The 25,538-nt window shown below is 63.5% G+C and carries 27 protein-coding genes; 21 read left to right on the top strand and 6 right to left on the bottom strand.

Going from position 1 to position 25,538, the window contains the following annotated elements; all coding sequences use genetic code 11:
* From AC2FL1_RS10590 to AC2FL1_RS10600, 3 genes are all read left to right on the top strand, one after another.
* On the top strand, positions 1-800 hold an 800-nt coding region (locus tag AC2FL1_RS10590), incomplete at its 5' end, for a BCCT family transporter (protein ID WP_496876887.1).
* A gap of 82 nt (positions 801-882) precedes the next feature.
* On the top strand, positions 883-2,541 hold the full coding sequence (gene betA / locus AC2FL1_RS10595) for a choline dehydrogenase (RefSeq protein ID WP_496876888.1): 1,659 nt from the start codon (positions 883-885) through the stop codon (positions 2,539-2,541).
* A 121-nt stretch (positions 2,542-2,662) separates the two neighbouring features.
* The gene (locus tag AC2FL1_RS10600) at positions 2,663-2,902 is read left to right on the top strand and encodes an HP1242/YdcH family protein (RefSeq protein WP_234137578.1); all 240 of its coding nucleotides are present in this window, start codon (positions 2,663-2,665) and stop codon (positions 2,900-2,902) included.
* A gap of 72 nt (positions 2,903-2,974) precedes the next feature.
* On the opposite strand, the gene AC2FL1_RS10605 is transcribed toward AC2FL1_RS10600, so the two are convergent.
* Both AC2FL1_RS10605 and AC2FL1_RS10610 read right to left on the bottom strand, forming a co-directional pair.
* On the bottom strand, positions 2,975-4,372 hold the full coding sequence (locus tag AC2FL1_RS10605) for a helix-turn-helix domain-containing protein (protein ID WP_496876889.1): 1,398 nt from the start codon (positions 4,370-4,372) through the stop codon (positions 2,975-2,977).
* 66 nt (positions 4,373-4,438) lie between these two features.
* Entirely contained in the window at positions 4,439-4,726 is a 288-nt protein-coding gene (locus AC2FL1_RS10610; protein ID WP_496876890.1) for a YciI family protein, read from the bottom strand.
* 96 nt (positions 4,727-4,822) lie between these two features.
* On the opposite strand from AC2FL1_RS10610, the gene AC2FL1_RS10615 reads away from it, so the two are divergent.
* Positions 4,823-5,725: a LysR family transcriptional regulator gene (locus AC2FL1_RS10615; RefSeq protein ID WP_496876891.1), complete on the top strand. Its 903-nt coding sequence runs from the start codon at positions 4,823-4,825 to the stop codon at positions 5,723-5,725.
* Here AC2FL1_RS10615 and AC2FL1_RS10620 read toward each other — a convergent pair.
* Positions 5,669-6,874: a multidrug effflux MFS transporter gene (locus AC2FL1_RS10620; protein WP_496876892.1), complete on the bottom strand. Its 1,206-nt coding sequence runs from the start codon at positions 6,872-6,874 to the stop codon at positions 5,669-5,671. The two genes, AC2FL1_RS10615 and AC2FL1_RS10620, sit on opposite strands and share 57 nt — an antisense overlap.
* Before the next feature lie 182 nt (positions 6,875-7,056).
* On the opposite strand from AC2FL1_RS10620, the gene AC2FL1_RS10625 reads away from it, so the two are divergent.
* From AC2FL1_RS10625 to AC2FL1_RS10650, 6 genes are all read left to right on the top strand, one after another.
* A complete protein-coding gene (locus AC2FL1_RS10625) occupies positions 7,057-8,589 on the top strand; it encodes an acyl-CoA carboxylase subunit beta (RefSeq protein ID WP_496876893.1) in 1,533 nt (510 codons plus the stop codon).
* Positions 8,590-8,599: 10 nt separating this feature from the next.
* Positions 8,600-9,088, top strand: coding sequence for a GFA family protein (locus AC2FL1_RS10630; protein ID WP_496876894.1), 489 nt, complete (start codon positions 8,600-8,602; stop codon positions 9,086-9,088).
* Positions 9,085-9,483 carry a cupin domain-containing protein gene (locus AC2FL1_RS10635; protein WP_496876895.1) on the top strand — a complete coding sequence of 133 codons (399 nt, stop codon included), beginning with the start codon at positions 9,085-9,087 and terminating at the stop codon, positions 9,481-9,483. Before AC2FL1_RS10630 ends, AC2FL1_RS10635 begins: the two co-directional genes overlap by 4 nt.
* 71 nt (positions 9,484-9,554) lie before the next feature.
* Positions 9,555-9,959 carry a DUF6497 family protein gene (locus AC2FL1_RS10640; RefSeq protein ID WP_496824995.1) on the top strand — a complete coding sequence of 135 codons (405 nt, stop codon included), beginning with the start codon at positions 9,555-9,557 and terminating at the stop codon, positions 9,957-9,959.
* 214 nt (positions 9,960-10,173) lie between these two features.
* Positions 10,174-10,311 (top strand): hypothetical protein, encoded by a 138-nt coding sequence (locus tag AC2FL1_RS10645; protein ID WP_203583153.1) that lies wholly within the window; start codon positions 10,174-10,176, stop codon positions 10,309-10,311.
* Between the two features lie 69 nt (positions 10,312-10,380).
* Entirely contained in the window at positions 10,381-10,740 is a 360-nt protein-coding gene (locus AC2FL1_RS10650) for a hypothetical protein (protein WP_496876896.1), read from the top strand.
* An 80-nt stretch (positions 10,741-10,820) separates the two neighbouring features.
* On the opposite strand, the gene AC2FL1_RS10655 is transcribed toward AC2FL1_RS10650, so the two are convergent.
* Positions 10,821-11,960 carry a DcaP family trimeric outer membrane transporter gene (locus AC2FL1_RS10655; protein ID WP_496856268.1) on the bottom strand — a complete coding sequence of 380 codons (1,140 nt, stop codon included), beginning with the start codon at positions 11,958-11,960 and terminating at the stop codon, positions 10,821-10,823.
* Between the two features lie 659 nt (positions 11,961-12,619).
* On the opposite strand from AC2FL1_RS10655, the gene AC2FL1_RS10660 reads away from it, so the two are divergent.
* From AC2FL1_RS10660 to AC2FL1_RS10670, 3 genes are all read left to right on the top strand, one after another.
* Positions 12,620-12,823: a hypothetical protein gene (locus tag AC2FL1_RS10660; RefSeq protein ID WP_234137590.1), complete on the top strand. Its 204-nt coding sequence runs from the start codon at positions 12,620-12,622 to the stop codon at positions 12,821-12,823.
* Between the two features lie 120 nt (positions 12,824-12,943).
* The gene (locus AC2FL1_RS10665) at positions 12,944-14,989 is read left to right on the top strand and encodes an acetyl-CoA carboxylase biotin carboxylase subunit (RefSeq protein ID WP_496876897.1); all 2,046 of its coding nucleotides are present in this window, start codon (positions 12,944-12,946) and stop codon (positions 14,987-14,989) included.
* Positions 14,990-14,993: 4 nt separating this feature from the next.
* Positions 14,994-15,515: a hypothetical protein gene (locus AC2FL1_RS10670; RefSeq protein WP_496876898.1), complete on the top strand. Its 522-nt coding sequence runs from the start codon at positions 14,994-14,996 to the stop codon at positions 15,513-15,515.
* 16 nt (positions 15,516-15,531) lie between these two features.
* Here AC2FL1_RS10670 and AC2FL1_RS10675 read toward each other — a convergent pair whose 3' ends face one another.
* Positions 15,532-15,978 (bottom strand): DUF4174 domain-containing protein, encoded by a 447-nt coding sequence (locus AC2FL1_RS10675; protein ID WP_496876899.1) that lies wholly within the window; start codon positions 15,976-15,978, stop codon positions 15,532-15,534.
* Positions 15,979-16,086: 108 nt separating this feature from the next.
* Here AC2FL1_RS10675 and AC2FL1_RS10680 point away from each other — a divergent pair, with 108 nt between their 5' ends.
* From AC2FL1_RS10680 to AC2FL1_RS10710, 7 genes are all read left to right on the top strand, one after another.
* Positions 16,087-17,082: a hypothetical protein gene (locus tag AC2FL1_RS10680; RefSeq protein ID WP_496876900.1), complete on the top strand. Its 996-nt coding sequence runs from the start codon at positions 16,087-16,089 to the stop codon at positions 17,080-17,082.
* Positions 17,048-19,177, top strand: coding sequence for a methylmalonyl-CoA mutase (scpA, locus tag AC2FL1_RS10685; RefSeq protein ID WP_496876901.1), 2,130 nt, complete (start codon positions 17,048-17,050; stop codon positions 19,175-19,177). The genes AC2FL1_RS10680 and scpA overlap by 35 nt, the downstream gene beginning before the upstream one ends.
* Positions 19,178-19,307: 130 nt before the next feature.
* Positions 19,308-19,910, top strand: a complete 603-nt coding sequence (locus tag AC2FL1_RS10690; RefSeq protein ID WP_496824987.1) for a VOC family protein — start codon at positions 19,308-19,310, stop codon at positions 19,908-19,910.
* Positions 19,907-20,401, top strand: coding sequence for a GNAT family N-acetyltransferase (locus AC2FL1_RS10695; RefSeq protein ID WP_496876902.1), 495 nt, complete (start codon positions 19,907-19,909; stop codon positions 20,399-20,401). The genes AC2FL1_RS10690 and AC2FL1_RS10695 overlap by 4 nt, the downstream gene beginning before the upstream one ends.
* A 40-nt stretch (positions 20,402-20,441) precedes the next feature.
* The gene (locus AC2FL1_RS10700) at positions 20,442-21,122 is read left to right on the top strand and encodes a TerB family tellurite resistance protein (protein ID WP_496824984.1); all 681 of its coding nucleotides are present in this window, start codon (positions 20,442-20,444) and stop codon (positions 21,120-21,122) included.
* Positions 21,123-21,126: 4 nt separating this feature from the next.
* Entirely contained in the window at positions 21,127-22,140 is a 1,014-nt protein-coding gene (locus tag AC2FL1_RS10705; protein WP_496876903.1) for an endonuclease/exonuclease/phosphatase family protein, read from the top strand.
* Between the two features lie 38 nt (positions 22,141-22,178).
* Complete coding sequence (locus AC2FL1_RS10710; RefSeq protein ID WP_496876904.1) at positions 22,179-22,559, top strand: hypothetical protein; 381 nt, start codon at positions 22,179-22,181, stop codon at positions 22,557-22,559.
* Positions 22,560-22,732: 173 nt separating this feature from the next.
* Here AC2FL1_RS10710 and AC2FL1_RS10715 read toward each other — a convergent pair whose 3' ends face one another.
* Positions 22,733-23,557 (bottom strand): GNAT family N-acetyltransferase, encoded by an 825-nt coding sequence (locus AC2FL1_RS10715; protein WP_496876905.1) that lies wholly within the window; start codon positions 23,555-23,557, stop codon positions 22,733-22,735.
* Positions 23,558-23,983: 426 nt separating this feature from the next.
* On the opposite strand from AC2FL1_RS10715, the gene AC2FL1_RS10720 reads away from it, so the two are divergent.
* Complete coding sequence (locus AC2FL1_RS10720) at positions 23,984-25,537, top strand: phytoene desaturase family protein (protein WP_496876906.1); 1,554 nt, start codon at positions 23,984-23,986, stop codon at positions 25,535-25,537.
* The last annotated feature ends 1 nt before the right edge of the window (position 25,538 follow it).

Here is a 25,538-nt window from a genome sequence, read left to right on the forward strand (position 1 = left end):
TCTACCTGCCCGGCTACATTCCCGAGATCGGCGATGGCGAGACGGTGGTGCCCGCCTTCTACGTCATCGTGTTCCTGACCATTCTGGCAGCGGCTTATTCCTCTACCGATCTGAAATATGTGCGCGTGCTCTCGGTCGGCTCGACCTTTCTGTTCCTGGCGCTGATCCTGGGCATGTGGGCAGCGGCGGGCATGGGGCTGGGCGGGGTCGGCCAGAACCTTGGCCTGCTCGGCGCCTATTTCGGCAACCTGCAGGAATTCGTTCTGCCGCTGACCGATTACCACGCCTTCTACCTGTTCTGGTGGTTCGCATGGTCGATCATGATCGGTCAGTTCACCTCGCGCTTTGTCGGCGGGCTGAAGACCTGGCAGTTGCTGATCGCGCTCCTGGTCTTTCCCTCGATCCCCTTGGCGATCTGGTTCTCGGTTCTCTATTTCTATCACGAGAACGGGATCAGCACCGCCGGGCTGACCAATGTCGCGATGATCGTGGTGGGTATCACCTTTGTCATCAACTCGCTCGACTCTCTGATCCGGCTTTACACCGACAACCTGTCGATCACGGTCGAGCGGCTGGGCCGTCCGGTCTATATCGCGGGCAATGTCGGTGTGCTGTTCGCGCTGACCCTGCTGTTCCAGAGCCAGTGGCTCCAGATCCAGTGGGTCGGCTCGATCGTGATCGGCCTGTACCTGGCCTGCGTCCTGTTCATTGCGCTGCGTCACCGCAGCACGGTGATGGCGATCAGGACATCCCCCGAGGACCGCGCGCTCGATTTCCACAAGGTCGAGAGCGTGCACTGACACAACCGGACCCGGCCCTTGTTGGCCGGGGTCCCCCTTTGGCGTGCGCAAGGCGGCGCCGGCAGCAAGGAAAGACAGACGGATGGAAGCGGATTTTGTCATCGTGGGGGCCGGCAGCGCGGGCTGCGCCATGGCCTACAGGCTCAGCGGGGCGGGGGCCTCGGTGCTGGTGATCGAACATGGCGGCACCGATGCCGGGCCGTTCATCCAGATGCCCGCCGCGCTCAGCTATCCGATGAACATGTCGCGTTACGACTGGGGTTATCTGTCCGAGCCCGAGCCGCATCTGAACAACCGCCGCCTGGCTTGCCCGCGCGGCAAGGTGATCGGCGGGTCCTCCTCGATCAACGGCATGGTCTATGTGCGCGGCCATGCGATGGATTTCGACACCTGGGCCGAGATGGGCGCCGATGGCTGGGCGTATGCTGACGTGCTGCCCTATTACAAGCGGATGGAGACCTGGCACGATGGCGGCCATGGTGGCGATGCCAACTGGCGTGGCACCGACGGGCCGCTGCATGTGACCCGAGGCCCGCGCACCAACCCGCTGTTCAAGGCCTTTGTCGATGCGGGTAAGCAAGCCGGGTACGAGGTCACTGGCGACTATAACGGCGAGAAGCAAGAGGGCTTTGGCCCGATGGAGCAGACCGTCTGGAAGGGGCGTCGCTGGTCCGCGGCCAATGCCTATCTGAAACCGGCGCTCAAGCGCGAGAATTGCGATATCCTGCGCGGGCTGGCGGCCCGTGTGGTGATGGAAGAGGGGCGCGCCACCGGGGTCGAGATCATCCGGGGCGGTAAGGCCGAGGTGATCCGCGCGCGGCGCGAGGTGATCATCGCGGCCTCGTCGATCAACTCGCCGAAACTGCTTATGCTGTCGGGCATCGGCCCCGCGGCGCACCTCGCCGAACATGGCATCGCGGTTGTGGCCGACCGCCCCGGCGTGGGGGCCAATCTGCAGGACCATCTGGAGCTTTACATCCAGCAGGCCGCGATCCAGCCGGTGACGCTCTACAAGTACTGGAACCTGTTGGGCAAGGCGGCCATCGGCGCACAATGGCTGTTCACCAAGACCGGTCTGGGCGCCTCGAACCAGTTCGAAAGCGCCGCTTTCATCCGTTCGCAGCCCGGCGTGCCCTATCCGGATATCCAGTACCATTTCCTGCCTATCGCGGTGCGCTATGACGGGCAGGCCGCCGCCGAGGGCCATGGCTTCCAGGCCCATGTGGGGCCGATGCGCTCGCCCTCGCGCGGGGCGGTCACGCTGCGCTCGAACCAGCCCGAGGACGCGCCGGTGATCCGCTTCAACTACATGAGCCACGAAAAGGACTGGGCCGATTTCCGCACCTGTATCCGGCTGACGCGCGAGATCTTTGGCCAAGAGGCGTTCAAACCCTATGCTGGCAAGGAGATCCAGCCCGGTTCCGCGGTGCAGAGCGACGAGGACCTCAACGCCTTCATCGCCGAACATGCCGAAAGCGCCTATCACCCCTGCGGCACCTGCCGCATGGGTCGCGCCGACGATCCGAACGCCGTGGTCGACGGTCAGGGCCGGGTAATCGGGGTCGATGGGCTGCGCGTGGCCGACAGCTCGATCTTTCCGCAGATCACAAATGGCAACCTCAATGCGCCCTCGATCATGGTGGGCGAGAAGATTTCGGACCACATCCTGGGCCGCGCCCCCCTGCCGCGCGCCAATGACATCCCCTGGATCAACCCCCGCTGGGAGGCGTCGCAACGCTGAGGCGGGGGCAGAGATTTTTCGTCGAAAAATCTCTCCTGCCGCACCCGATTTGATCCCTGTCAATGTCGGCCTTGTGGCGGGCGTCTAGCCTCTGGGTTGACATTGAAAAAGGAGCGAACGGATGTCCCATACCCCGCATGAACTGGCCGAGGAATTTCCCGAAAAGGTCGATCTGATGAGCCAGCTCAAGCAGACGGATGCGCATTTTTCCAAACTGGCGGACGAGTATCACGAGATCAACCGGGCTGTGCACCGGGCCGAAACCAACGTGGAACCTATGGAGGAACTGGCCGAGGTCGAGCTGCGCAAGAAGCGTGCGGCGCTGAAGGATGAGATCTGGGGCATCCTGTCCAAGGCCTGACCCAAAGGGACGGGGGCTCTGCCCCCGTCGCCTGTCGGCGACTCCCCCGGAGTATTTTCAGCGAAATGAAGATCAGTTGACCTCGTAGGGCAGGGTGCCACGATGGTCGCTGTCGATGGTCAGGCGCCGCTCGAGCGGCGGGACCGAGCGCTGGTGGCAAGTCTTGCGCTCGCAGATGCGGCAGGAAATGCCGATCGGCTCATAGGCGCTGGCGTTGCTGACATCGAGATTATCGGCATAGACCAGCTGATCGGCATGGCGTACCTCGCAGCCGAGCCCGATCGCATAGCGCCGCACCGGTGCGCCAAAGGATCCCCCTGTCTTGGACACGTCGCGGGCCAGCGAGATATAGCGGACGCCGTCAGGCGTTTCCGCCAGTTGTCGCAGGAAATGGCCGGGGGTTTCAAAGGCGCGATGCACGTTCCAGAGCGGGCAGGCGCCGCCAAAGCGGGCGAATTGCAGCCGCGTGGCCGAGTGGCGTTTGGTGATCGTGCCCGCCTGATCGACCCGAACAAAGAAGAACGGGATACCCTTGGCACCTGGTCTTTGCAGGGTCGAGAGGCGGTGCGCCACCTGCTCGATCGAGGCGCCGAAGCGGGTGCTGAGCCGCTCCAGATCATGGCGGGTCTGCTGGGCAGTCTCCAGAAAAATGCCATAAGGCATCAGCGCGGCACCGGCGAAGTAATTGGCCAACCCGATCTTGGCAATGGCGCGCGCCTCTTCGCTGTGGAAACGGGCGAAATCGAGCGTTGCCTCGAGCAGCGAGTTCTGGCTCAGCAGCGCCACCTGCAACAGCAGTTGAAACACTTGGGTCTGCGGCGCGCTGCGGGTGGACAGCCGCAGCAGGCGCGTTGCGGGATCGTATTGGCGCAGCGCCTCGATATCGGCCAGCTCGACCGTGATACCGCGATCGGTCAGCGCGGCCAGCGCCGCGCCGCGCACACCGTCGGTCTGGGTCCGGGCCGCGAACCGCTCTGCCGCGTGATCGACCGCGTCGATATAGTTGTCGCAATAATGGAAGAAGTCGCGCACTTCCTCCCAGGGGCTGGCCTGGATGCGGGCATCCTCGCGCCCCAGCGCCTCGTCCAGCGAGGCGAGCCGCTCATGGGTCTGCCGGTATGTGCGGTGCAGCTCGATAAAGGCGCGCGCGAGTGCCGGTGCGTTCGACGCGGTCAGGCGCAGATCGGCGAGCGGCGGCATCGCGTCGGCGAAAATCGGGTCGGCCAGCGCCTCGCGCATGTCACTGACCAGCCGCTCGCTGTCGCCGGTGCTGAGCTCGGTCACGTCCAGCCCGAATTCCTGCGCCAGTGCCAGCACCACCGAGGTCGAGACCGGGCGGTTGTTGTTCTCCATCTGGTTCAGATAGGGCAGCGACACGCCCAGCTTGGCGGCAAAATCCTTTTGCGTCAGCGACAGGCGGTTGCGGATCTCGCGCAGCTTGGCGCCGGCATAGAGTTTCTGGGTGGCCATCGGATGCCGACTCTTTGCAAATTTACCTAGATGCAACGTTACGTTTGCAAAGCGCGCGCGGCAAGCTCAGACCGGCTGGCCGTCGCGAAAGACTTGCCGCCATTCCAGAATGTCGACGCTCTGGCGCAGGCCCGTGGGCCAGAACGGGTCTTTCTCGACCAGACTTTGGACATCGGCGCGGGTCGCGGCCTCGATCAACCACATGCCGCCGCGTCCCTGGGTCCCGTCGAACAGCGGTCCGGCGCCGAGAATGGCGGCCCGGTGAGCGGCAAGAAACGCAAGGTGTTCGGCCATGTGTCTTTGGCGCAGATGTTCCTTTCCCGGATTATCCTGAAACGTGACAAGGTAAAGCATGATCTGTCCTTTCGGTGCTAATGTGAACAGGATGACATGCTGCAAATCCGCTGCTCAGAGTGGAAAATTGCAGTCAGGAGATGCAAGATTGCAGTCATGAACTGGGATGACATGCGGTATCTGCTGGCGGTTGCGCAGGCGGGCAGCCTCAAAGCGGCGGCCCGCTCTCTTGGCGTGGACAAGACCACCGTATCGCGGCGCCTGCGTGCGCTCGAGGCGGCGCTGGGGCGCCAGGTGGTCGAGATGGGCGGGCAGGGCTTGGGTCTTACCGATTTCGGGCGCCGACTGTACCGCCATGCCGAGGTCATGCGGGACGAAATGCAGGGGGTCGGCGCCCTGGCCGGGGCCAGTGGCGATGGTATGTCTGGAACGGTGCGCCTGACAGCGGTGCCGATGATGATCAACCATATCCTTGTACCTGCGCTGGGCGATCTGCGCGCGGCGGCTCCGGGGGTGAGGCTGGAACTGATTGCCGAGGCCCGCGATCTGAGCCTGTTGCGCGGCGAGGCCGATATCGCCCTGCGTCTCGCGCGTCCGACAGAGGGCGGGCAAGGCGTGATGGCGCGCAAGCTGGGCGATATCGACTATGCTGCCTTTGCCCTGCGCGATGCCGCAAGGGATCTGCCCTGGATCGGCTATGAAACACGTATGCAATACCTGCCCCAGGCGGCGGCCCTCTCACGGGCCGCAGAGATCGAAGGCGCGGCCCAGGTCTCGGTCAACGATGCCGAGACCCTGTTCCGGCTTGTCTGCTCCGGCCACGGGAAAACGCTAATGCCCCGGATCATCGGCGGTGCCGAGCCGCGCCTGGTCGAGTTGCCGTTTAAGCATGGAGCGCCGCCCAGGCGCGAACTCTGGTTGATGTTGCGTCGCGAACTGCGTGAACTAAAGCGCGTACGCCTGATCACGGATTGGATCGAAGGCGTTCTGTCCGCGCGAATGTCACAGGCCCAGCCGACGTGCTCTCCAGATCACGGCGAGGATGGCGACAACCCCTAGCAGGGCGGTGCCCAGCATCAGCCAGAGCAGCGGCAGCGCACCGGATTCGGGCGTTAGCAGGGCGCCGGCCCAGGCGCTCAGCGCGGCGCCGCCGCCCAGCATGATGGCGCCGTTCAGCCCCGAGGCGCTGCCTGCCAGATGCGGTCGCACCGACAGCGCGCCGGCGGTGGCGTTGGGGATCGACATGCCGTTGCCCAGCCCGACCAGCGTCATCAGTCCAAAGAAGCTGTATTCCGATCCATATCCGGAGAGCATGGTTGCCAGCGACAGGGTTATGCCAAGCGCGTTCATCAGGCAGCCCCACAGCACCATCCTGTCGACACCGAACCGGACCGAAAAGGCGCCGCTGACGAAGTTGCCGGCAAAATAACCCAGCGCCGGGGCGCCAAAGAACAGGCCCATCCGCGCGGGTTCCATCCCGAAAACCTCGGTGCTGACAAAGGGTGCGCCGCCCAGATAGGCAAAAAACGCCCCCGAAGACAGGCCGCTGGCCAGCGAATAGCCCCAGAACCGGGGCGAGGTCAGCAGGGCGGGATATTCGCGAAACTGCTGGATCAGGGTCTTGCCGCTTTTCAGCGCGGTTTCTCCGAAATCGACATAGGTGAGAATGAGCGCCGCCGCCCCCAGCACGAACAGGATCCAGAAATTGGCCTGCCAGCCGAAATACTGGTCCAGCACGCCGCCTAGCGCGGGGCCGATCATCGGCACCACCGCCATGCCCATGGTGACCCAGCCCAGCATCGAGGCGGCCTTGTCCTGCTGGTACATGTCGCGCACCGCGGCGCGGCTAAGCACGATGGCCACGGCGATCACCGCCTGGCACATGCGGAAGAAGAGAAAAGCCTCGACCGTGGGCGCATAGATGCACCCCAACGTGACGAACAGGAACAGGACCAGCCCCCACAGGATGACCGGGCGGCGCCCGGCCTTGTCCGCCAGCGGCCCGATCACCACCTGCATCGCCGCGTTCACCGCCAGATACAGCGCGACCGAAAGCTGCATCAGCCGGTAATCGGTCTGGAAATATTCGGTCATGTTGGGCAGGCTGGGCAGGAAGATGTTCATGCCCAGGGCGGAAAGGCCCGACAACAGGATCAGAGTGGCAAGCGCAGGCGGGCTGCGCTGCAAGGAGGCGGGCGGGGTCTGCATGGTCTCGATCTAGGCGCGCGCGGCGGGCAAGTCCATCTTTGGCCGTGGGTTAAGGTGTTAATTAGCAACTTTGCGTTTTGCTTTCGCGTCGTTGCCAATGATTTGCAAATTTGCCGATTTCCCCTTTGGCGCGTGCTGCATTGTCTTTATGGTCCGTTCAAATTTCAAAGGGGACAATCGCCATGAAAGACATCCTTTCCGAGCTGGAAACCCGCCGCGAGGCCGCGCGGCTGGGGGGCGGGCAAAAGCGGATCGACGCCCAGCACGCCCGGGGCAAGCTGACGGCGCGCGAGCGGATCGAACTGCTGCTGGACGAAGACAGCTTCGAAGAATTCGACATGTTCGTCAGCCACCGCTGCACCGATTTCGGGATGGAAAAACAAAAGCCTGCGGGTGATGGCGTGGTCACCGGCTGGGGCACGATCAATGGCCGTATGGTCTATGTGTTCAGCCAGGATTTCACCGTCTTTGGCGGCTCGCTGTCGGAAACCCATGCCCAGAAAATCTGCAAGATCATGGATATGGCGGTACAGAACGGTGCCCCGGTGATCGGCATCAACGATTCGGGCGGCGCGCGTATTCAGGAAGGCGTCGCCAGCCTTGCGGGCTATGCCGAGGTGTTCCAGCGCAATATCATGGCGAGCGGAGTGGTACCCCAGATCAGCGTGATCATGGGGCCCTGCGCCGGTGGTGCGGTCTATTCGCCCGCGATGACCGACTTCATCTTCATGGTCAAGGACACATCCTATATGTTCGTGACCGGTCCCGACGTGGTGAAAACCGTCACCAACGAGGTGGTGACAGCCGAGGAACTGGGCGGGGCCTCGACCCATACCCGCAAGTCCTCGGTCGCCGACGGCGCCTTTGAAAACGATGTCGAGGCGCTGGCCGAGGTCCGCCGCCTGGTCGATTTCCTGCCGCTCAACAACCGTGAAAAGCCGCCCGTGCGCCCCTTCTTCGACGAGCCGGGCCGGATCGAGGCCAGCCTCGACACGCTGGTGCCGGAAAACGCCAACACGCCCTATGACATGAAAGAGCTGATCAACAAGATCGCGGATGAGGGTGATTTCTATGAAATCCAGGAGGATTTCGCCAAGAACATCATCACCGGTTTCATCCGGCTCGAAGGACAGACCGTGGGTGTCGTGGCAAACCAGCCGATGATCCTGGCGGGCTGTCTGGACATCGACAGCAGCCGCAAGGCGGCGCGCTTCGTGCGCTTCTGCGACTGTTTCGAAATCCCGATCCTGACATTGGTCGACGTGCCGGGCTTCCTGCCTGGTACAAGCCAGGAATACGGCGGTGTCATCAAGCATGGCGCCAAGCTGCTGTTCGCCTATGGCGAGGCCACCGTGCCAAAGGTCACCGTGATTACCCGCAAGGCCTATGGCGGCGCCTATGACGTGATGGCCTCCAAGCATCTGCGCGGCGATTTCAACTATGCCTGGCCCACCGCCGAGATCGCGGTGATGGGCGCCAAGGGCGCGACCGAGATCATCCACCGCGCCGATCTGGGCGATGCCGAAAAGATCGCCGCGCATACCAAGGACTATGAAAACCGCTTCGCCAACCCCTTCGTGGCCGCCGAAAAGGGCTTCATCGACGAGGTGATCACGCCGCGCAGCACCCGCAAGCGCGTCAGCCGCGCCTTTGCCTCGCTGCGGGGCAAGTCGCTCAAGAACCCGTGGAAGAAGCACGACAACATACCGCTCTAGGAGGTCAATGATGGGCCAGACCCACGCCGGTGGATGCCTGTGCGGCGCGCTTCGCTACGAAGTCAGCGAACCGCCCCTGCGTCTGACATGGTGCACCTGTCGCTTCTGCCAGAAGATGACCGGGACACCGATGAATGCGCTTGCCGGGTTTTCCGGCACCGCGTTCCGGCTGGTGTCGGGCGCGCCGCGAACGTACACCCACGTTTCCGAAGGCAGCGGCAAGGAGATCTACCTGAAGTCCTGCCCGACCTGTTCCACCACCGTGTTTGTGGAACTGGAGCGGTTCCCCGGTTTAACGGGGGTCATGGCGGGCACCCTGGACGACCCGGATTGGTTCGACAGGACGCCGGAAAACGCCAAGTACATCTTCACCGAATGCGCCCAGAAAGGGACGGTGGTACAGGCCGGGTTCGCGGTCTACGCCCAGCACGCAACCGATCTTGACGGCGCGCCGCAGGATCCGGCGATCTATGATCAGCATCACCTGGTAAGCCGATGACACAGCTTTGGAAAAAACAGGCCTTCACCATCAGCCATGCCGACGATTCCCCTTTCGTCGGGCAGGGATTGCGGGCCTTTTTCGAGTATCGCGATCTGGGCATCGACGAGGCCACCAAGGGCCGGTTTGGCGCCCATGTGATCCGCGCGGTGCCGGGCATGGAAAGCCCCGGCGCCTGGCACAGCCACGACCTTGATTTCCAGATGGTCTATGTCACCAAGGGCTGGGTCGTCTTCGAATACGAGGGGCAGGGCGAGCATGTTTTGCGCGCCGGGTCCTGCGTGTTGCAGCCGCCCGGTATCAAGCATCGCGAATGCCGTCATTCCGACGATATGGAGCTGATCGAGATCATCTCTCCCGCCACGTTCGAGACACGGGACGAGACCGCCCCATGACCTTGTGCGCCCGACATGGAACAGCGCATGCCACGTGCGATGCGCAAGCAACCCCGGCGAGAGGAGCCCGCTTGCGGGGCCGGGGTTGCCTCTATGTCCTGGCGCTTGCCACGGCCTTTGCCGCACCTGTTCGGGCGCAGGCGCTGTTGCCGGTGCCCTCGGGCCAGCCGGTGGAACTGGCCGATGTGCTGCTCGACAATAATCCGGGCGAGTTGTGGATCCGCTTCCGCTTCATCGCGCCCAAGATCGGCGACCAGGCAGGGCAAATTCCCTATGACGTGGTGGCCATCGACATGGAGCATCTGTGCACCATCCTGGCGGTCCCATATGTGGAAAGCCGCCAGATCACACCGGCGCGCGTGATCATCTCGATGTCGGACCGCCCGGTCGCGTTCGGCACCTCGCAACCCGGAGCTACACAATTTTTTGAGGCCTACCGCCTCCGCGACTCTCGCTGTATCTGGGAGGAGTTTTGACGATGCCACAACATGTTGCGGGTCAAACTTCACATCAGCGGAGTTTTGCGACTTTGGAGTCACAGGCCATGAACTTGCCCCATCCCGGATGTATTTCCGGCCCGATTTCCACTATGCTCCGGCACGGTCGCCAACGTGCGTCCAATCCCGAAAGGGTGAGGCAGGCAGAAGCAGCAGCTTCTGTTCGTTTCTATTGTGTCAGTAGGAGAAACAGATGTCGAAATGCATCAAATTCGTGGCAATGGTCGCCTTCGTCGGTGCCGTTGCTGCTTGTGACAACTCGCCGAAAGAAGAATTCGTCATCATCGAGCCCATCTCGACTGAGCCGACCTTCACCGGCAAGTACAAGTAAGAACACCGCGGGATCAGCCCTGCGGCCGATCCCGCGTTTCGCCACGCTCTCTGGCCGGGAGGGCGTGTCATGCTGAAACATCGCGGTTTCCCCAGCCGCATGCCCGGCTCTGATTTCCAGTTCACCATTCGCCGCGCCAATCCCAAGGGCGTCACGCCACTGGTCCGGCGCGAGCGCTATCGCGACCGCAAGGCGGTCGATCGCCGTGCCGATGCCCTGTTCATGCAGGCCCTGTGGGAGCAGTTCGGCGACCAACCCTTCGAGCGCGGCAACCTGGATGCCGGGCGCCTGAGCTGGCTGTTCGGTCGCGAGGTGGTGGCAGCAGAGGATCCGTTCGATCCGGCCAGCTACGAGGCGCTTCTGGTCATTGATGTGGCGGTGGCGCGGGCCGCTTTCCCCGATGCGTTCGACGGGGACGATTGGGAATGATCCAACTGGCGGCGCATATGGCCCGTTCGGGGAATACCGGACACGCCCTGACCGAGGGAGGACAGGGCGTGCCGCGGCTCTCAGAAGTTCAGCTGTACCGCAAGCTGAACCCGGTCGCCTTCGAAGCTGGCGCCGGTCGAGGTGGTGCGTTCGCCAAAGATGTATTCACCGCTCAGCGTCAGGTTGTCGGTGGCTTTGTAGAACGCGTTGACATGGATGGTTTCAAGCTCGGTGAAATCGAGCGTACCGGTCGAGGTGGGCAGGTCGTATTCCTCGCTGCCATAGGCGATGCCGAAGTTCCACTTCTCGCCGACATCCTGCCGGAATTCGACGGTAAAGCCATCGACATCGTTGGCCACGCCGCCAACCGCCGAGGCTCCGCCACCGATCAGCAGCGGGCCCAGCGCCTCGCCGGTGACGAAGGTCGCCTGGAACAGGCCGCCATGCCAGGGGCGCAGCGCGCCGGACACGGTGACGCCGGTCTGGTCGACCTCGGTACCGCCGGAAATGACGGTGCCGACCAGACCCGCGATCCGGGCCGAGAACAGATCGTCATTGTATTCCAGCGCGGCGGTGACGACCGGATCGTCCGAGCGGGCGCTGTTTTCCTCGATCGAGGCGCTGAACAGCGCCTTGCCGAAGGCATGGCTGTAGCGCACCTGCGGCACCCGGGCAAAGGTCACGCCGACCGGGCCGTTGAACTCGACGCTGGTCGGGTAATGGCCGATGGGCATGAAGTTGGTCCAGGTCTGACCGATCAGCCAGTGATCGCCGATGCGGATATTTGCATGGCGCAGGCGCAGTTCCGACCGGCCGCCCGAGGCGAACAGGTCGAACTCCAGCTGCCCGCCCAGAGTGCCGATATCGGTCTCGGTGCTGGTGCGGATGCCCAGGCGCGACTGGCGCACGGTGGCGCCAAAGGTCCCGTCGGTGGCATTCGCGGGTTCGCCGATATTGTTCACAAAGGCGGTGTCGCCCTGCACAAAGTCGAAATCGTAAAAGAAATCGGCCTTGGCGTAGCCGTAAATGTCGATCGCGGTGCGACCGACATGCAGGTCGCCGCGTGCACCGGCGGCACGGCCGGCCTCCAGCGCTTCGACACGGGCGCGCAGCGCGTCCAGTTCGGCCTGGCTGCCGGCATCGCCGGCCATCGCCGCTCCGGCGCCTCCCAGGGCCGTCATCAGCGCCAGCGCCGATATTGCGTCAAGTCTCCTCACCATTTCTACCCATCTCCTCGTATATGTGGCGAGGCTTTGGGTTCCACGCGGCCCCGGTGCGATCAAATGACAAGCGGGCGATTGGCCGTGAGCGGAAATTGCCGCGATGGTGATCGTTCGGGAGTTGAGTTTTTGTCTGTCGCACACGGTATCTCGCCGGTACAGGGTCTGGCGCGCACGAACGCGTGCAGTTCGCGTGAAAGCAGTCGCCGCGCCTGTGGGGTGGGTTGGGATCGCCTGGCCTTGCGTAACGGTTATGTGACAGAGGACGTGCCCGCAGCGGAGAAGCACCCTGTCGGCACTTTCCCGCCAAGGTTGCTCGGCGCCCGGCAGAATCCGGCTCAAATCCGGCGTCCCGCGAACCGGGGCTTGGCGGCTTGCCACGGATACGGCAGCCTCGTTCAGGCGTGCGGCACAAATCTGCCTGCGTCGTGCGCGCACCTACTATTCCGTACCCCTTCCCTAAGCGGGCGGTTTGATGTCGCTGACCTCGAACCGCCCGTCTTTTTGCCCGCGCTCGGCACAGGTGGATCGGCGGATTTCCCCCAAATTGCGCGGCCTGCCGCTGAGGCTGTCACGGCGCGTGCACGCCGCTTGATTTCCACCTGCTCGCGGGCCCATCTATCTGCCCATAAGACGGATCAATCCGAAGGAAGGGCAGGATGCAGAAATCGAAACTCTTTGCCGGTCTGGCGCTCGTCGCCGGTCTGGCCGCCTGTGGTGACAACCCGACCGAACAGGCGCTTTACGGCGGCAGTGCCGGGCTTCTGGGCTCGCTCGCGCTGGACGGAAACCCTGTTGTCGGCGCAGCGGCCGGCGCCGCTGGCAACATCCTTTATTGCAAGGTGCAAGGCACCTGTAACTGACACACTGAATTCTCTCCGGGCGCCGAACCGCCCGGCTGACATCGCGCGATACGCCGTTCCTGGCCATCCGGCCGGGGGCGGCGTTTTGCGTTCCGACCCTTCCAAGACAGAGGACATCGCATGTTCAACAAGATCCTGATCGCCAACCGGGGCGAGATTGCCTGCCGGGTCATCAAGACGGCGCGCAAGATGGGCATTTCTACCGTTGCCATCTATTCGGATGCCGACAAGCAGGCGCTGCATGTGCAGATGGCCGACGAGGCGGTGCATATCGGTCCGCCGCCCGCCAACCAGTCCTATATCGTCATCGACAAGGTGATGGCCGCCATCAAGGAAACCGGCGCCCAGGCGGTGCATCCGGGCTATGGCTTCCTCAGCGAGAACTCGAAATTCGCCGAGGCTTTGGAGGCCGCCGGTGTCATCTTTGTCGGCCCCCCCAAGGGCGCCATCGAGGCAATGGGCGACAAGATCACGTCGAAGAAGATCGCGCAGGAGGCAAATGTCTCGACCGTGCCCGGTTACATGGGCCTGATCGAGGATGCCGACGAGGCGGTCAAGATCTCGAACGAGATCGGTTATCCGGTCATGATCAAGGCCTCTGCCGGGGGCGGCGGCAAGGGCATGCGGATCGCGTGGAACGATCAGGAGGCGCGCGAGGGCTTCCAAAGCTCCAAGAACGAGGCGGCGAACTCCTTTGGGGATGACCGCATCTTCATCGAGAAATTCGTCACCCAGCCGCGCCATATCGAGATTCAGGTGCTGTGCGACAGCCATGGCAACGGCATCTATCTGGGCGAGCGCGAATGCTCGATCCAGCGCCGCAACCAGAAGGTCGTCGAAGAGGCACCCAGCCCCTTCCTCGACGAGGCCACCCGCCGCGCCATGGGCGAACAGGCCGTGGCATTGGCCAAGGCCGTGGGCTATGCCAGCGCGGGCACCGTGGAATTCATCGTCGACGGCGACAAGAACTTCTACTTCCTCGAAATGAACACCCGCCTGCAGGTGGAACACCCGGTGACCGAGCTGATCACCGGCGTCGATCTGGTGGAACAGATGATCCGGGTTGCCGCGGGCGAGCCGCTGAGCATCACCCAGGGTGATGTGAAACTGACCGGCTGGGCCATCGAGAACCGGCTTTATGCCGAGGATCCCTATCGCGGTTTCCTGCCCTCGATCGGCCGTCTGACCCGCTATCGCCCGCCGGCGGAAACCGCTGCCGGCCCGATGCTGGTCAATGGCAAATGGCAGGGGGATGCGCCCTCGGGTGAGGCGGCTGTGCGCAACGATACCGGCGTCTATGAGGGCGGCGAGATCAGCATGTATTACGACCCGATGATCGCCAAGCTCTGCACCTGGGCACCGACCCGTGCCGCCGCGATCGAGGCGATGCGCATCGCGCTCGACAGTTTCGAGGTCGAAGGCATCGGTCACAACCTGCCCTTCCTCAGCGCGGTGATGGACCATCCGAAATTCATCTCGGGCGACATGACCACGGCCTTTATCGCCGAGGAATATCCCGAAGGGTTCGAAGGGGTGACCCTGCCTGAAACCGATCTGCGCCGGGTGGCCGCTGCCGCGGCCGCGATGCACCGTGTGGCCGAGATCCGGCGCACCCGTGTCTCGGGCCGGATGGACAATCACGAGCGCCGGGTGGGTACGGATTGGGTGGTCACGCTGCAAGGTGCCGACTTCCCGGTCACCATCGCCGCCGATCACGACGGATCGACCGTCAGCTTTGACGATGGCAGTTCGATGCGGGTGACCAGCGACTGGACCCCGGGCGACCAACTGGCCAACCTGATGGTGGACGGCGCGCCGCTGGTGCTGAAGGTGGGCAAGATCTCGGGCGGGTTCCGCATCCGCACCCGGGGCGCCGACCTCAAGGTGCATGTGCGCACCCCGCGTCAGGCAGAACTGGCGCGGCTGATGCCCGAGAAACTGCCGCCCGACACCTCGAAAATGCTGCTTTGTCCGATGCCGGGCCTGATCGTGAAGGTCGATGTCGAAGTGGGGCAAGAGGTGCAGGAGGGTCAGGCGCTGTGCACCGTCGAGGCGATGAAGATGGAGAACATCCTGCGCGCCGAGAAAAAGGGTGTGGTCGCCAAGATCAATGCCAGTGCGGGCGACAGCCTGGCCGTTGATGACGTGATCATGGAGTTCGAATAACCCCATGTTCGGGGCACGCACATATCCTCGCGCATCGCGGTCGTTCGCCGCGCTGGCCCTGATCGGGCTGGCGGCCTGTGCGCTGGACCGCGAGGCCGAGGTGCGTGCCCAACTCGGCGGCTGGATGCCGCTGGGCGATACGCTCTATTTCGAGTCCAAGCTGGAATGCACCGCCGGGGTGTTCGCCACGCAGGCTGATTTTCTACAAGGAAAGGTGCACACCGTTACGACGCTGCGCGACGGGCTGGCGGCGCTGTCGCGCGAGGCCATCGTTGCTTTTGACCTTAAGGGCGAGACGCCCGATCAGGTTTCGCAGGCGGTGATGTCGGCGGATCTGCCCAAGGGCCTGGGCATCCTGGCCTCGGGCCTCAGCGCGCGCGCCTGCATGGACGAGGCCACCAAATCGGCCTATCTGAGCGCGCTGCACTCTCCCGCCGCGCTGCTGATCTTTGCCCCCGACAACAACGCGCTGGTGATCCTGGACCGGGATCGGCAGCGGGTGTTCTTTGCCAGGGGGGATGTGTGATGACGGCGCGCGCGCCTCAATCCAGCCCGCGCCGGTCGCGGATTTCCTGTTCGCGGGTCGGCATCTTGTCGATGGTGCGGGTCAGCTCGCGCACGCTCCACGGGGTCGGCTTGCGCAGCTTTACACCGCCATCCTTGTCGATCACCACCAGTGCGAAACCGCGCGGGCGCAGCTTCTGCCGGGCGGGTGAGCGGGACGACGGGTCGGTATCGGTCAGCACCACCACATCGCGCTCTTCCAGCATCGCCGCGCCTTCGCGCAGCATCTCGATCTGCTGCTGGAACCTTGGATCGGCCTCGGTATCGGCAAAGATCACGATGGGCCGTTTTATCCATAAAAATTCGCTCAAATCGCTGTCACCGGCGGGGCGGATGAGGTCCTGCTCGGCAGGTTGCGCGGCATCCGCGGCCCAACCCGACACCGGAAGTAAGGCAAGGAAAACAAGGGCGAATAGTCGTTTCATGCGGTCTCCTGTCCCGTTCAATATAGACTTGGACGGCGCGATTGCGACTGTCCAGATGTGCGGGGGCCGCAAAAAGTTTAACGTTAATCGCTTCGTCAGGGGTTCGGCATGACTGTCGTCACGTTCCCCAACCCGCGACCGGCCCGCATGGTCGGCCAGAAAGGCGAAGCCATGGACGTTATCCTGCATCTCGGCGCGCACCGCTGCGCGACCACCACCTTTCAGCATTACATGCGCCAGAACGCAGAGCGTCTGGCCCGCGACGGCACCGGTTTCTGGGGGCCGCACCGCACCCGCACGGGCCTGTTTCGCGGCATCCTGCCCGGACCGTCCATCGCCACCGGCCGCGACCCGCGCCGCCGCGCCGTGGGACGCGTGCGCCTGAACCTGTCCCGCAGCGCGCTTTCGGGGACCCGGCGGCTCTTGGTCAGCGAAGAGAACATGCTGGGCTCGATGCGCGAGAACCTGCGCCAGGCGGCACTCTATCCCTCGGCAGGCGAGCGGCTGGCGCGCTATGGCCAGGCCTTTGACGGGCAAGTCACCGACGTGCTGCTCAACATCCGGTCTCAGGATCTGTGGTGGGCCTCGGCCCTGGGCTATGGTCTGGCGCGCGGCTTCGGCCTGCCGTCGCAGGTGGCGCTGGACTGGATCGCGCGCAATCCGCGCGGCTGGCGCGACGTGATCACCGATGTCGCCTGCGCCCTACCGGGCGCGCGCATCTGGGTGCTGCCGTTCGAAATTTTCGCCGGGCGCCCCGAGGCGCAGCTGGCCACCGTGACCGGCCGCCCGGCGCCGCGCGAACACAGCCGCGAGCGTCTGAACCCCACGCCGGACCTGGCCGCGCTGCGCGGCCTGCTGCCTCCCGCTCTGGCGGCGCAGCTGCCCAAGGGCGAGGGGCGCTGGAGCCCCTTTTCTCCGGAGCAGGCCACCGCCCTGCGCGAGACTTATGCCGATGACCTTATGTGGCTGGCAGCCGGAGCCGATGGCCTGGCCTGGCTGATGGACGATCCGAACAAGAAACCGGCGGGGCAAACCCTGCCAAGACCCGAATTGACAAGAGGAAGACGCAATGAGCAAGACCGACGATTGGCGGGCGCTGGCTGAGAAAGAGCTGCGCGGGCGCCCCGTTGAAGACCTGACCTGGAGCACGCTCGAAGGGATCGACGTCAAGCCGCTCTATACCGAGGCAGACACAGCCGAACTGCCGCATATGGGCGGGATGCCGGGCTTTGGCCCCTTTACCCGTGGCGTCAAGGCGACCATGTATGCGGGCCGTCCCTGGACCATCCGGCAATATGCCGGTTTCTCCACCGCCGAGGAATCGAACGCATTCTACCGCCGCAACCTGGCCGCCGGTCAGCAGGGTGTCTCGGTCGCCTTCGACCTGGCCACCCATCGCGGCTATGACAGCGACCACCCCCGCGTGGTGGGCGATGTGGGCAAGGCCGGTGTTGCCATCGACAGCGTCGAGGACATGAAGATCCTGTTCGATGGCATCCCGCTGGACAAGGTCTCGGTCTCGATGACGATGAACGGCGCGGTGATCCCGATCCTGGCCAGCTTCATCGTCGCGGGCGAGGAGCAGGGCCATGACAGATCGGTGCTGTCGGGAACCATTCAGAACGACATCCTGAAGGAGTTCATGGTCCGCAACACCTATATCTATCCGCCCGAACCCTCGATGCGGATCATCTCGGACATCATCGGCTATACCTCCGATCACATGCCCAAGTTCAACTCGATCTCGATCTCGGGCTATCACATGCAAGAGGCCGGGGCGAACCTGGTGCAGGAACTGGCCTATACCCTGGCCGACGGGCGCGAATATGTGCGCGCTGCCATCGAGGCCGGGATGGACGTGGACAAGTTCGCGGGCCGCCTGTCGTTCTTCTTCGCCATCGGCATGAACTTCTTCATGGAGATTGCCAAGCTGCGCGCCGCGCGCACGCTCTGGCATCGCATCATGACCGAGTTCGGCGCCAAATCCGAACGCTCCAAGATGCTGCGCACCCATTGCCAGACCTCGGGCGTCAGCTTGCAGGAACAGGACCCCTATAACAATGTGATCCGCACCGCCTATGAGGCGATGAGCGCGGTGCTGGGCGGCACCCAGTCACTGCATACCAATGCGCTGGACGAGGCGATTGCGCTGCCCACCGATTTCTCGGCGCGCATCGCGCGCAACACCCAGCTGGTGCTGCAGGAAGAGACCGGCGTGACCAAGGTGGTCGACCCGCTGGCGGGCTCCTACTATGTCGAAAGCCTGACCAACGACCTGATCGAGAAAGCCTGGGCGCTGATCCAGGAGGTTGAGGAGATGGGCGGCATGACCAAGGCCGTGGCCAGCGGCATGCCCAAGCTCCGCATCGAGGAAAGCGCCGCCCGCCGTCAGGCGATGATCGACCGCGGCGAAGAGGTGATCGTTGGCGTCAACAAGTACCGCAAGGACCGCGAAGACCCGATCGACATTCTCGACGTCGACAACATGGCGGTGCGCGACGCCCAGATCGCCCGGCTGGAGCGTATCCGCAGCACTCGCGACGAGGCGGCCTGTGTCGCCGCGCTCGACGAGCTTACCCGCCGCACCAAGGAAGGCGGCAACCTGCTCGAAGCGGCCGTCGAGGCGGCTCGCGCCCGGGCATCCGTAGGAGAGATCAGCATGGCGATGGAAAAGGAATTCGGCCGCCACCGCGCCGAAGTGAAGACCCTGGCCGGTGTCTATGGCGCGGCCTATGAGGGCGACGAGGGCTTTGCCGCGATCCAGAAGTCGATCGAGGCCTTTGCCGAGGAAGAGGGCCGCCGCCCGCGTCTGCTGGTGGTCAAGATGGGCCAGGACGGCCACGACCGGGGCGCCAAGGTGATCGCCACCGCATTTGCCGATATCGGTTTCGACGTCGACGTGGGCCCGCTGTTCCAGACGCCCGCCGAGGCGGCGCAGGATGCCATCGACAACGACGTCCACGTGGTCGGCATTTCCAGCCAGGCGGCGGGTCATAAGACGCTGGCACCGCAACTGGTCGAAGAGCTGAAGAGGGCCGGTGCCGAGGACATCATCGTTATCTGCGGCGGGGTCATTCCGCAGCAGGATTACCAGTTCCTCTATGATCACGGGGTCAAGGCGATCTTTGGTCCGGGCACCAATATCCCCGAGGCGGCACAGGATATCCTGAAGCTGGTGCGCGACGCGCGCGCGGGCTGAGGGCAGGGGCTAGGGGGCGCTGCCCCCCGGCCTGCGGCCTCCCCCCGGAGTATTTCGAACCAGAAAGAAGCGGCAGGCGTTGGCTTGCCGCTTTTTTGCTGTCAGTCTCTGCCCAGGCAGGAGGATGGTGATGGAACTGGATCATATCGCGGTGGCGGGCGAGACGCTGGAGGCGGCGCAGGCGCATGTGGAGGCGGCGCTGGGGGTGGCGATGCAACCCGGTGGCCAGCATGCGCGGTTTGGCACCCATAACACGCTTCTGGGCCTGGCGGACGGGCTCTATCTGGAGGCGATTGCCATCGACCCCGGCGCGCCGGGGCCGGAGCGGCCGCGCTGGTTCGACCTGGACCGCTTTTCGGGCCCGGCGCGGCTGAACAACTGGATTTGCCGGGTGCCCGATCTGCAGGCGGCCCTGAGCGCGGCGCCGGCGGGGGCGGGGGATATCGTCGATCTGGAGCGCGGTGCGCTCAGCTGGCGGATGGCGGTTCCGGCAAGCGGCGTTCTGCCCTATGACGACCGGTTTCCGGCGCTGATCGAGTGGCAGGGCGATCTGCATCCGGCGGCGATGCTGGCGCCCTCGGGCTGCGCGCTGCGCCGACTGGTGGTGACCCATCCCGAGGCCCGGGCGCTGGCAGCGCTGTGCGGAGCGCTGGAGAGGGTGGTGTTCGAGAGCGGGCCATCGGGCCTGCGCGCCGAGATCGACACCCCGCACGGGGTACGGGTGCTGGCGTGAGGGTCCGGCCGGCGCGGGCGCAGGATGCGGCTGATATCGCCGGGATCGCCAATCATTACATCGGCGACACGCTGGTGACCTTTACCACCGAATTGCGCAGGCCCGAGGCTGTGGCCGGTGATATCGCCGCCCGCGCGCCCGCCTATCTGGTGGCCGAAGCGGCGGGTGCGATTCTGGGTTTTGCCACCTATGGCCCGTTTCGTGCCGGGCCCGGTTATGCTTGCACCCGCGAGCATTCGATCCTGCTCGACCCAGGCGCGCGGGGGCAGGGGGCGGGGCGCGCCCTGATGACGGAACTGGAGCGCGTCGCCCGCGCCCAGGGGGTGCATGTGCTGGTGGCAGGTATCTCGGGCGCCAATCCGGGTGCTGTGGCGTTTCATGGCAAACTGGGCTTTGCCGAGGTGGGGCGCCTGCCGCAGGTCGGGTACAAGAAGGAGCGCTGGCTCGACCTGATCCTGATGCAGAAAATTCTCGATGCTGACCCAAATTGACGCACCTGACACCGCCGGGCGAAGGCGCTAGTGTGGCGCCATGTCACTCTGGACCCGCATAACCGACGCGCTGAGCGCGCTGGCGCAGGGCGAAAGCCTGAGCGCCGTGTTCGAACGCCTGCGCACGCCGCCCGAGAAATCGGTGGCCTTTGCCATTGCCGTCATCGCGCTGGGAGCCAAGATGGCCAAGGCCGATGGCCGGGTCACCCGCGACGAGGTGACCGCCTTTCGCGAGGTGTTCCAGATCGCCCGCGCCGACGAGGCAGGCGCGGCGCGCGTCTTTGACATGGCCCGCACCGATGTTGCCGGCTATCAGGATTATGCCCGCAAGATCAAAGGCATGTTCTCCGAGGACAGCACCGTTCTGTGTGACCTGATGGAGGGGCTCTTTCACATCGCCATGGCAGACGGGTTCTATCATCCGGGCGAGAACGAGTTCCTGGCCGACGTGGCGCAGATATTCGGGCAGACCGACCGCCAGTTCCATGCCCTGCGTGCCCGTTTCGTACCCGATGCCCCCAAGGATCCCTATACGGTGCTGGGCGTGTCGCCGGACATGCCGATGCCCGAGATCCGCAAGGTCTGGCGCAAGCTGGTGCGCGAGACACACCCGGACGCGATGATGGCACGCGGCGTACCCGAAGAGGCGATCCGCCTGGCCGAAAAGAAGATGATCGACATCAACCGCGCCTGGGACGAACTCAACGGCGCGCGGGTCTAGGGCGATGCGGCTGGCGACCTGGAATATCGAGTGGTTCGCCAACCTGTTCGACCGCAATGACCGGCTGTTGGTGGATGACCGCTGGTCGGGGCGCCACGATGTCACCCGCGCCCAGCAGGTCGAGGCGATTGCCAAGGTGCTGACTGCGCTTGACGCCGATGCGGTGATGATCATCGAGGCGCCCAATACCGGGCGGACGCAGAACACGGTTCGGGCGCTGACCGCCTTTGCCGAAGCATTCGACCTGCGAACCCGCGCCGCAGCGATGGGCTTTGTCAACGAGACACACCAGGAACTGGCGCTGCTTTACGATCCGGCCCGGCTTGAGGCGCGGCACGATCCCTTGGGCGAGGAGACCGGCAAGCGCGGCAGCGCCACACCGCCCCGGTTCGACGGCACCTACCGGATCGACCTCGATATCGACGCGACCGAGGATCTGGTGCGCTTTTCCAAACCGCCGCTGGAACTGGAGATCAAGACCGCCACGGGCACTAGGTTCCGCATGATCGGGGCGCATCTGAAATCCAAGGCGCCGCACGGGGCCGAATCCCGTGACGAGGCGATCCGCATCTCGATCCTGAACCGGCGCAAACAGTTGGCACAGGCGATCTGGCTGCGCGAGCGGGTCGAGGATCATCTGGCGCGCGGCGACGAGGTGGTATTGCTGGGCGATCTGAACGACGGGCCCGGTCTTGACGAGTTCGAACATCTCTTTGGCCGTTCTTCTGTCGAGATCCTGCTTGAGGCGGGACTCTACGACCCGCATGCCGACAAGGCGCGGCAGGTGCGCCCGGGGCCGTTGCCGACGACGGCGCGGTTCCAGCTGCCGGGCGAGGGGCGGTACCTGTCGGCGCTGCTCGATTACGTGATGATCAGCCGGGGCCTTATGGCGCGGCGTCCGGCCTGGCGCATCTGGCATCCGTTCGACGATGCCGAATGCTGGCAGATGGTCGAGCTGCGCGAGGCGCTGCTGACCGCGTCCGATCATTTCCCGGTGTCGTTGGATATCGACATCTGAGCTTTGAAATTGCGCACGTGAATGCCTATCTTGGGCGTATGAAACCGATCCTTTTCATCGCCCTTGGCCTGATGCTGACCGCCCCGCTTTCCGCCGCCGCGCAGGACGAGGAGGAAGGCCGCTCGCTGATGGAACGCGGCGCCGAACTGTTTCTCAAAGGGTTGAGCCAGGAGATGGAACCGGCGCTCAGGGACCTGCGCGACATGGCGGGTAGCGTCGGCCCCTCGGTGTTGAGTTTCCTCGAACAGATGGGTCCGGCGTTGGCCGATCTGGCTGAGCGGGTCGAGGACTGGTCGGTCTATGAGATGCCCGAGATGCTGCCCAACGGCGACATCCTCATCCGCCGCAAAACACCTTTGCCCGAGGCGCAGCCGGTTGCACCTGTAGAGCCGACCCCGCCGGGGATGACAGATATCTAGACAGGTGCCACAAGTACTGAGTGAGGACAAACCTGGCGCTTGCCGCAAGGTTTCCGTGGTTGGAACTCTGGTCCAGTGTCAAAAACGGTGGTTCTTGTCCATGACAGAAACATGTGGGTTTTTGGCAATTTCGTGAAATGTGGTTGCCTGGAACAATGTGTGGGGACCGAAAGCTATTTGGTCATTCGTCCGCCCGACATCGTGACAGGATCAATCGCCATCAAGTCCAGCAAACCTGAGGGTGAAAATCCAAGACCCTCGCACAGTCGCGCCGACCCAGTGTTTCCAGCACGAATGCCTGTTCCGAAGTATTGCACGCTTTGCCTTTCTGCCATGGCGACCAATGTCATCGCGCCGAGGAGTTTGGCAATACCGCGCCCGCGCCAGTGTTCGGCCGTCGAAAGCATGCCCCACCACACTCTGCCTGCTTCCGATGACGATGAAGGATTCTCTGCGATCGCAGCGGCCACACCAACCGCTTCGCCTTCCACTGTTCTTGCATACAAACAAACCGCAGGCCGCTCGTCACCACACAGGAAGTTTGAGGCAGGCAACAGCACTCCACAGGATTGAGTTAAAGCGTCTAGCTTCTCGTATTCCTCGTTTGAGGTGTCCGCTCCGACCTCCATGACAGCGAGTTCGGCTGGCAATGTACGGTGGGCGAGCAGTTCTTTGGCAATTGAGACTGAAGAAGCATCTCCGGTCCAATGCTCATAGACATCGGTAACAAGGCCAGCCTCCTCAATTGCGTTCTTGCGGGACTGCATAACCTCCGGGGTTAGGCGTGGAGATGGGCCGACACCTTGCATCCGTGCCAGTGCGATTTGAAGATCGACATCTTCAGCGCCGTCTTCGATCAAGGCGACCGCACGCCCGTGGCATGAATAGCGCGGATCACCCTTGACAATCTCCCATAGAAGATCGGCTCGGCGTTCGAGTGCCTGTTGGTCCGGGTTCCCGAAGTATCTGTTCACTGTTGCCATAAACAACTCTTGCATGGCCCAAGATGGGGAGTCACTTGATTTCGTTCGGCCAGGCTTAGCCAAGAAACTCGATCCCGCGACCCGGCTTGTTTGCTTGAATGCTGCCCAGTGGGCAATAACCCCTAGACAAAACCTCCCGGCCAAAAACGGTCGTTATTACCTGTGACAGAAACGTATGGGTTTTGGCGCATCCTGCGGTGCAGAGAAGGTCGGGAAAGAGCCCTTATTTGCCATCGCCGCACGAAGTTTGAATGACCGAAAACCGCAACAGCTACTGAATTACCTGAAAGCCCTGCCGCACATGGCGGTGGCACGGCGAAGCGAGAAACTGGGCCCAACAACTAAATTGATCGCGATCAAGTCGGATGTTGCGACCAATCGTTAGCCTTACGCGCAGACAGATTTTCTAGCCTAACCATTTTGATACAAAGGAGAGCAGATTTGGCTACCTCTGAAGACAAGGGTTTGGACGCCATCGTCATCGGCTCGGGCATGGGGGGCATGGCCGCAGCCGCCGCGTTGTCCAAGCTCGGGCACAAGGTACTCTTACTGGAGCAGTACCAGACGCTTGGCGGGCTGACCCACAGTTTCTCCATGGAAGGGTTCTCTTGGGATGCGGGCATCCACTACCTCAACTGCCTCGCCCCGGAAGATCGCGAGCGCCACATGCTCGACTGGCTGGCAGACACGCCGATTAAGTTCGCCTCTATGGGCTCCATTTACGATAACTTGCATATCGGAGACGCCGCACCGCTGTCCCTGTCCCGACCCTGGGAGGCGCAAGAGCGCGATCTAAAAGACCGGTTTCCGGACGAGGCCAAGGCAATCGAGGCTTGGATCGCCGCGCTCAGGGATGGTCGGCAAGCGTCGTTCACGGCCACTTCGACCCGCGCTATGCCCGAAATCATCGGCTCGGCGATGAAGTGGTGGCACAGCCATGCCATCGACCGCTGGTGCAAGCGGACGACGCAAGAGGTGATTGACGAGATCACCGACAACCCCGACCTCGCCGCAGTCTTCGCCGCTCAATGGTTCGACCACGGAGGCAGACCAAGTAAAGCAAGCTTTGCAATGCATGCCCTGATCACCGGGTCCTACCTTGAGAGTGGCGCCTGGTATCCGGAGGGTGGTGGCGCTGCCATTGCCGAGCACATCCTGCCGACGATCACGAAGGCCGGCGGAGAGGCGCGGGCAAACAACAAAGTCGAAACGCTGGTCATCGAGGATCGGCGGGCCGTGGGCGTGCGCACGGCAGACGGAGAGGAAATCCGCGCCAGGTTCGTGATCTCCGATATAGGGGCGCGCGAAACCGTAAACCATCTTCTTCCGGAGGGATGCGGACACCAGGAGTGGATTGACGAAATCAACGCCCTACCGCACTCGGTCGCCCATTTCAGCCTGTTCATGGGGTTCGAGGGCGATATCGAGGGTGCCGGGGCGACCCGCTCAAACCACTGGATATACCCCAGTGGAAAAGTTGACGTCCTCTGGACGGACGCGCCCGACAATCCGCCCGAAGGCATGTTCGTTTCCTTCGTTTCGCTCAAGGACTCCGCCCACGATCCCGGCCCGTCCCGGAAATACGCGGGGGAGATCGTTGCCTGGGCCGACTGGTCGGTGGTGGAGAAATGGGCCGGGCTGGAGCCGGGTGCGCGAGGCGAGGACTACCGGGAGTTCAAGGAAAAGGTCGAGGATATCCTGTTCGAGCAGTTCGAGACATATTTCCCTGACCTCGCCAAGCTCGTGGTGTTTCGCAACCTATCGACGCCCCTCTCCACCGAGGCGATCACGGGACATCATCACGGCGGTTTCTACGGCATAGACGTCACCCCCGAACGCGTGCTGAGCGACGCACTCCAGGCAAAAACCCCGGTGCCGGGTCTCATCCTTTCAGGTCAGGACGTCTTGAGCCCGGGCATTCCCGGAGCGCTATGGGGCGGAATCTTCGCTGCGGCCAGCATTGATCCGACGGTCTGGCGCGAACTTCCTAAGTAGG

The sequence above is a fragment of the Ruegeria sp. YKSF070 genome, from assembly GCF_059612725.1.

Coding starts and splice junctions, on each gene's coding strand:
- AC2FL1_RS10610 (WP_496876890.1), bottom strand. CDS start 4,726: ATGCTTTACCTTGTCACGTTTCAGGATAATCCGGGAAAGGAACATCTG.
- AC2FL1_RS10605 (WP_496876889.1), bottom strand. CDS start 4,372: ATGGCCACCCAGAAACTCTATGCCGGCGCCAAGCTGCGCGAGATCCGC.
- AC2FL1_RS10620 (WP_496876892.1), bottom strand. CDS start 6,874: ATGCAGACCCCGCCCGCCTCCTTGCAGCGCAGCCCGCCTGCGCTTGCC.
- AC2FL1_RS10665 (WP_496876897.1), top strand. CDS start 12,944: ATGTTCAACAAGATCCTGATCGCCAACCGGGGCGAGATTGCCTGCCGG.
- AC2FL1_RS10710 (WP_496876904.1), top strand. CDS start 22,179: ATGAAACCGATCCTTTTCATCGCCCTTGGCCTGATGCTGACCGCCCCG.
- AC2FL1_RS10700 (WP_496824984.1), top strand. CDS start 20,442: ATGTCACTCTGGACCCGCATAACCGACGCGCTGAGCGCGCTGGCGCAG.
- AC2FL1_RS10680 (WP_496876900.1), top strand. CDS start 16,087: ATGACTGTCGTCACGTTCCCCAACCCGCGACCGGCCCGCATGGTCGGC.
- AC2FL1_RS10670 (WP_496876898.1), top strand. CDS start 14,994: ATGTTCGGGGCACGCACATATCCTCGCGCATCGCGGTCGTTCGCCGCG.
- AC2FL1_RS10705 (WP_496876903.1), top strand. CDS start 21,127: ATGCGGCTGGCGACCTGGAATATCGAGTGGTTCGCCAACCTGTTCGAC.
- AC2FL1_RS10635 (WP_496876895.1), top strand. CDS start 9,085: ATGACACAGCTTTGGAAAAAACAGGCCTTCACCATCAGCCATGCCGAC.
- AC2FL1_RS10675 (WP_496876899.1), bottom strand. CDS start 15,978: ATGAAACGACTATTCGCCCTTGTTTTCCTTGCCTTACTTCCGGTGTCG.
- AC2FL1_RS10600 (WP_234137578.1), top strand. CDS start 2,663: ATGTCCCATACCCCGCATGAACTGGCCGAGGAATTTCCCGAAAAGGTC.
- AC2FL1_RS10655 (WP_496856268.1), bottom strand. CDS start 11,960: ATGGTGAGGAGACTTGACGCAATATCGGCGCTGGCGCTGATGACGGCC.
- AC2FL1_RS10690 (WP_496824987.1), top strand. CDS start 19,308: ATGGAACTGGATCATATCGCGGTGGCGGGCGAGACGCTGGAGGCGGCG.
- AC2FL1_RS10650 (WP_496876896.1), top strand. CDS start 10,381: ATGCTGAAACATCGCGGTTTCCCCAGCCGCATGCCCGGCTCTGATTTC.
- betA (WP_496876888.1), top strand. CDS start 883: ATGGAAGCGGATTTTGTCATCGTGGGGGCCGGCAGCGCGGGCTGCGCC.
- AC2FL1_RS10625 (WP_496876893.1), top strand. CDS start 7,057: ATGAAAGACATCCTTTCCGAGCTGGAAACCCGCCGCGAGGCCGCGCGG.
- scpA (WP_496876901.1), top strand. CDS start 17,048: ATGAGCAAGACCGACGATTGGCGGGCGCTGGCTGAGAAAGAGCTGCGC.
- AC2FL1_RS10645 (WP_203583153.1), top strand. CDS start 10,174: ATGTCGAAATGCATCAAATTCGTGGCAATGGTCGCCTTCGTCGGTGCC.
- AC2FL1_RS10715 (WP_496876905.1), bottom strand. CDS start 23,557: ATGCAAGAGTTGTTTATGGCAACAGTGAACAGATACTTCGGGAACCCG.
- AC2FL1_RS10630 (WP_496876894.1), top strand. CDS start 8,600: ATGGGCCAGACCCACGCCGGTGGATGCCTGTGCGGCGCGCTTCGCTAC.
- AC2FL1_RS10660 (WP_234137590.1), top strand. CDS start 12,620: ATGCAGAAATCGAAACTCTTTGCCGGTCTGGCGCTCGTCGCCGGTCTG.
- AC2FL1_RS10615 (WP_496876891.1), top strand. CDS start 4,823: ATGAACTGGGATGACATGCGGTATCTGCTGGCGGTTGCGCAGGCGGGC.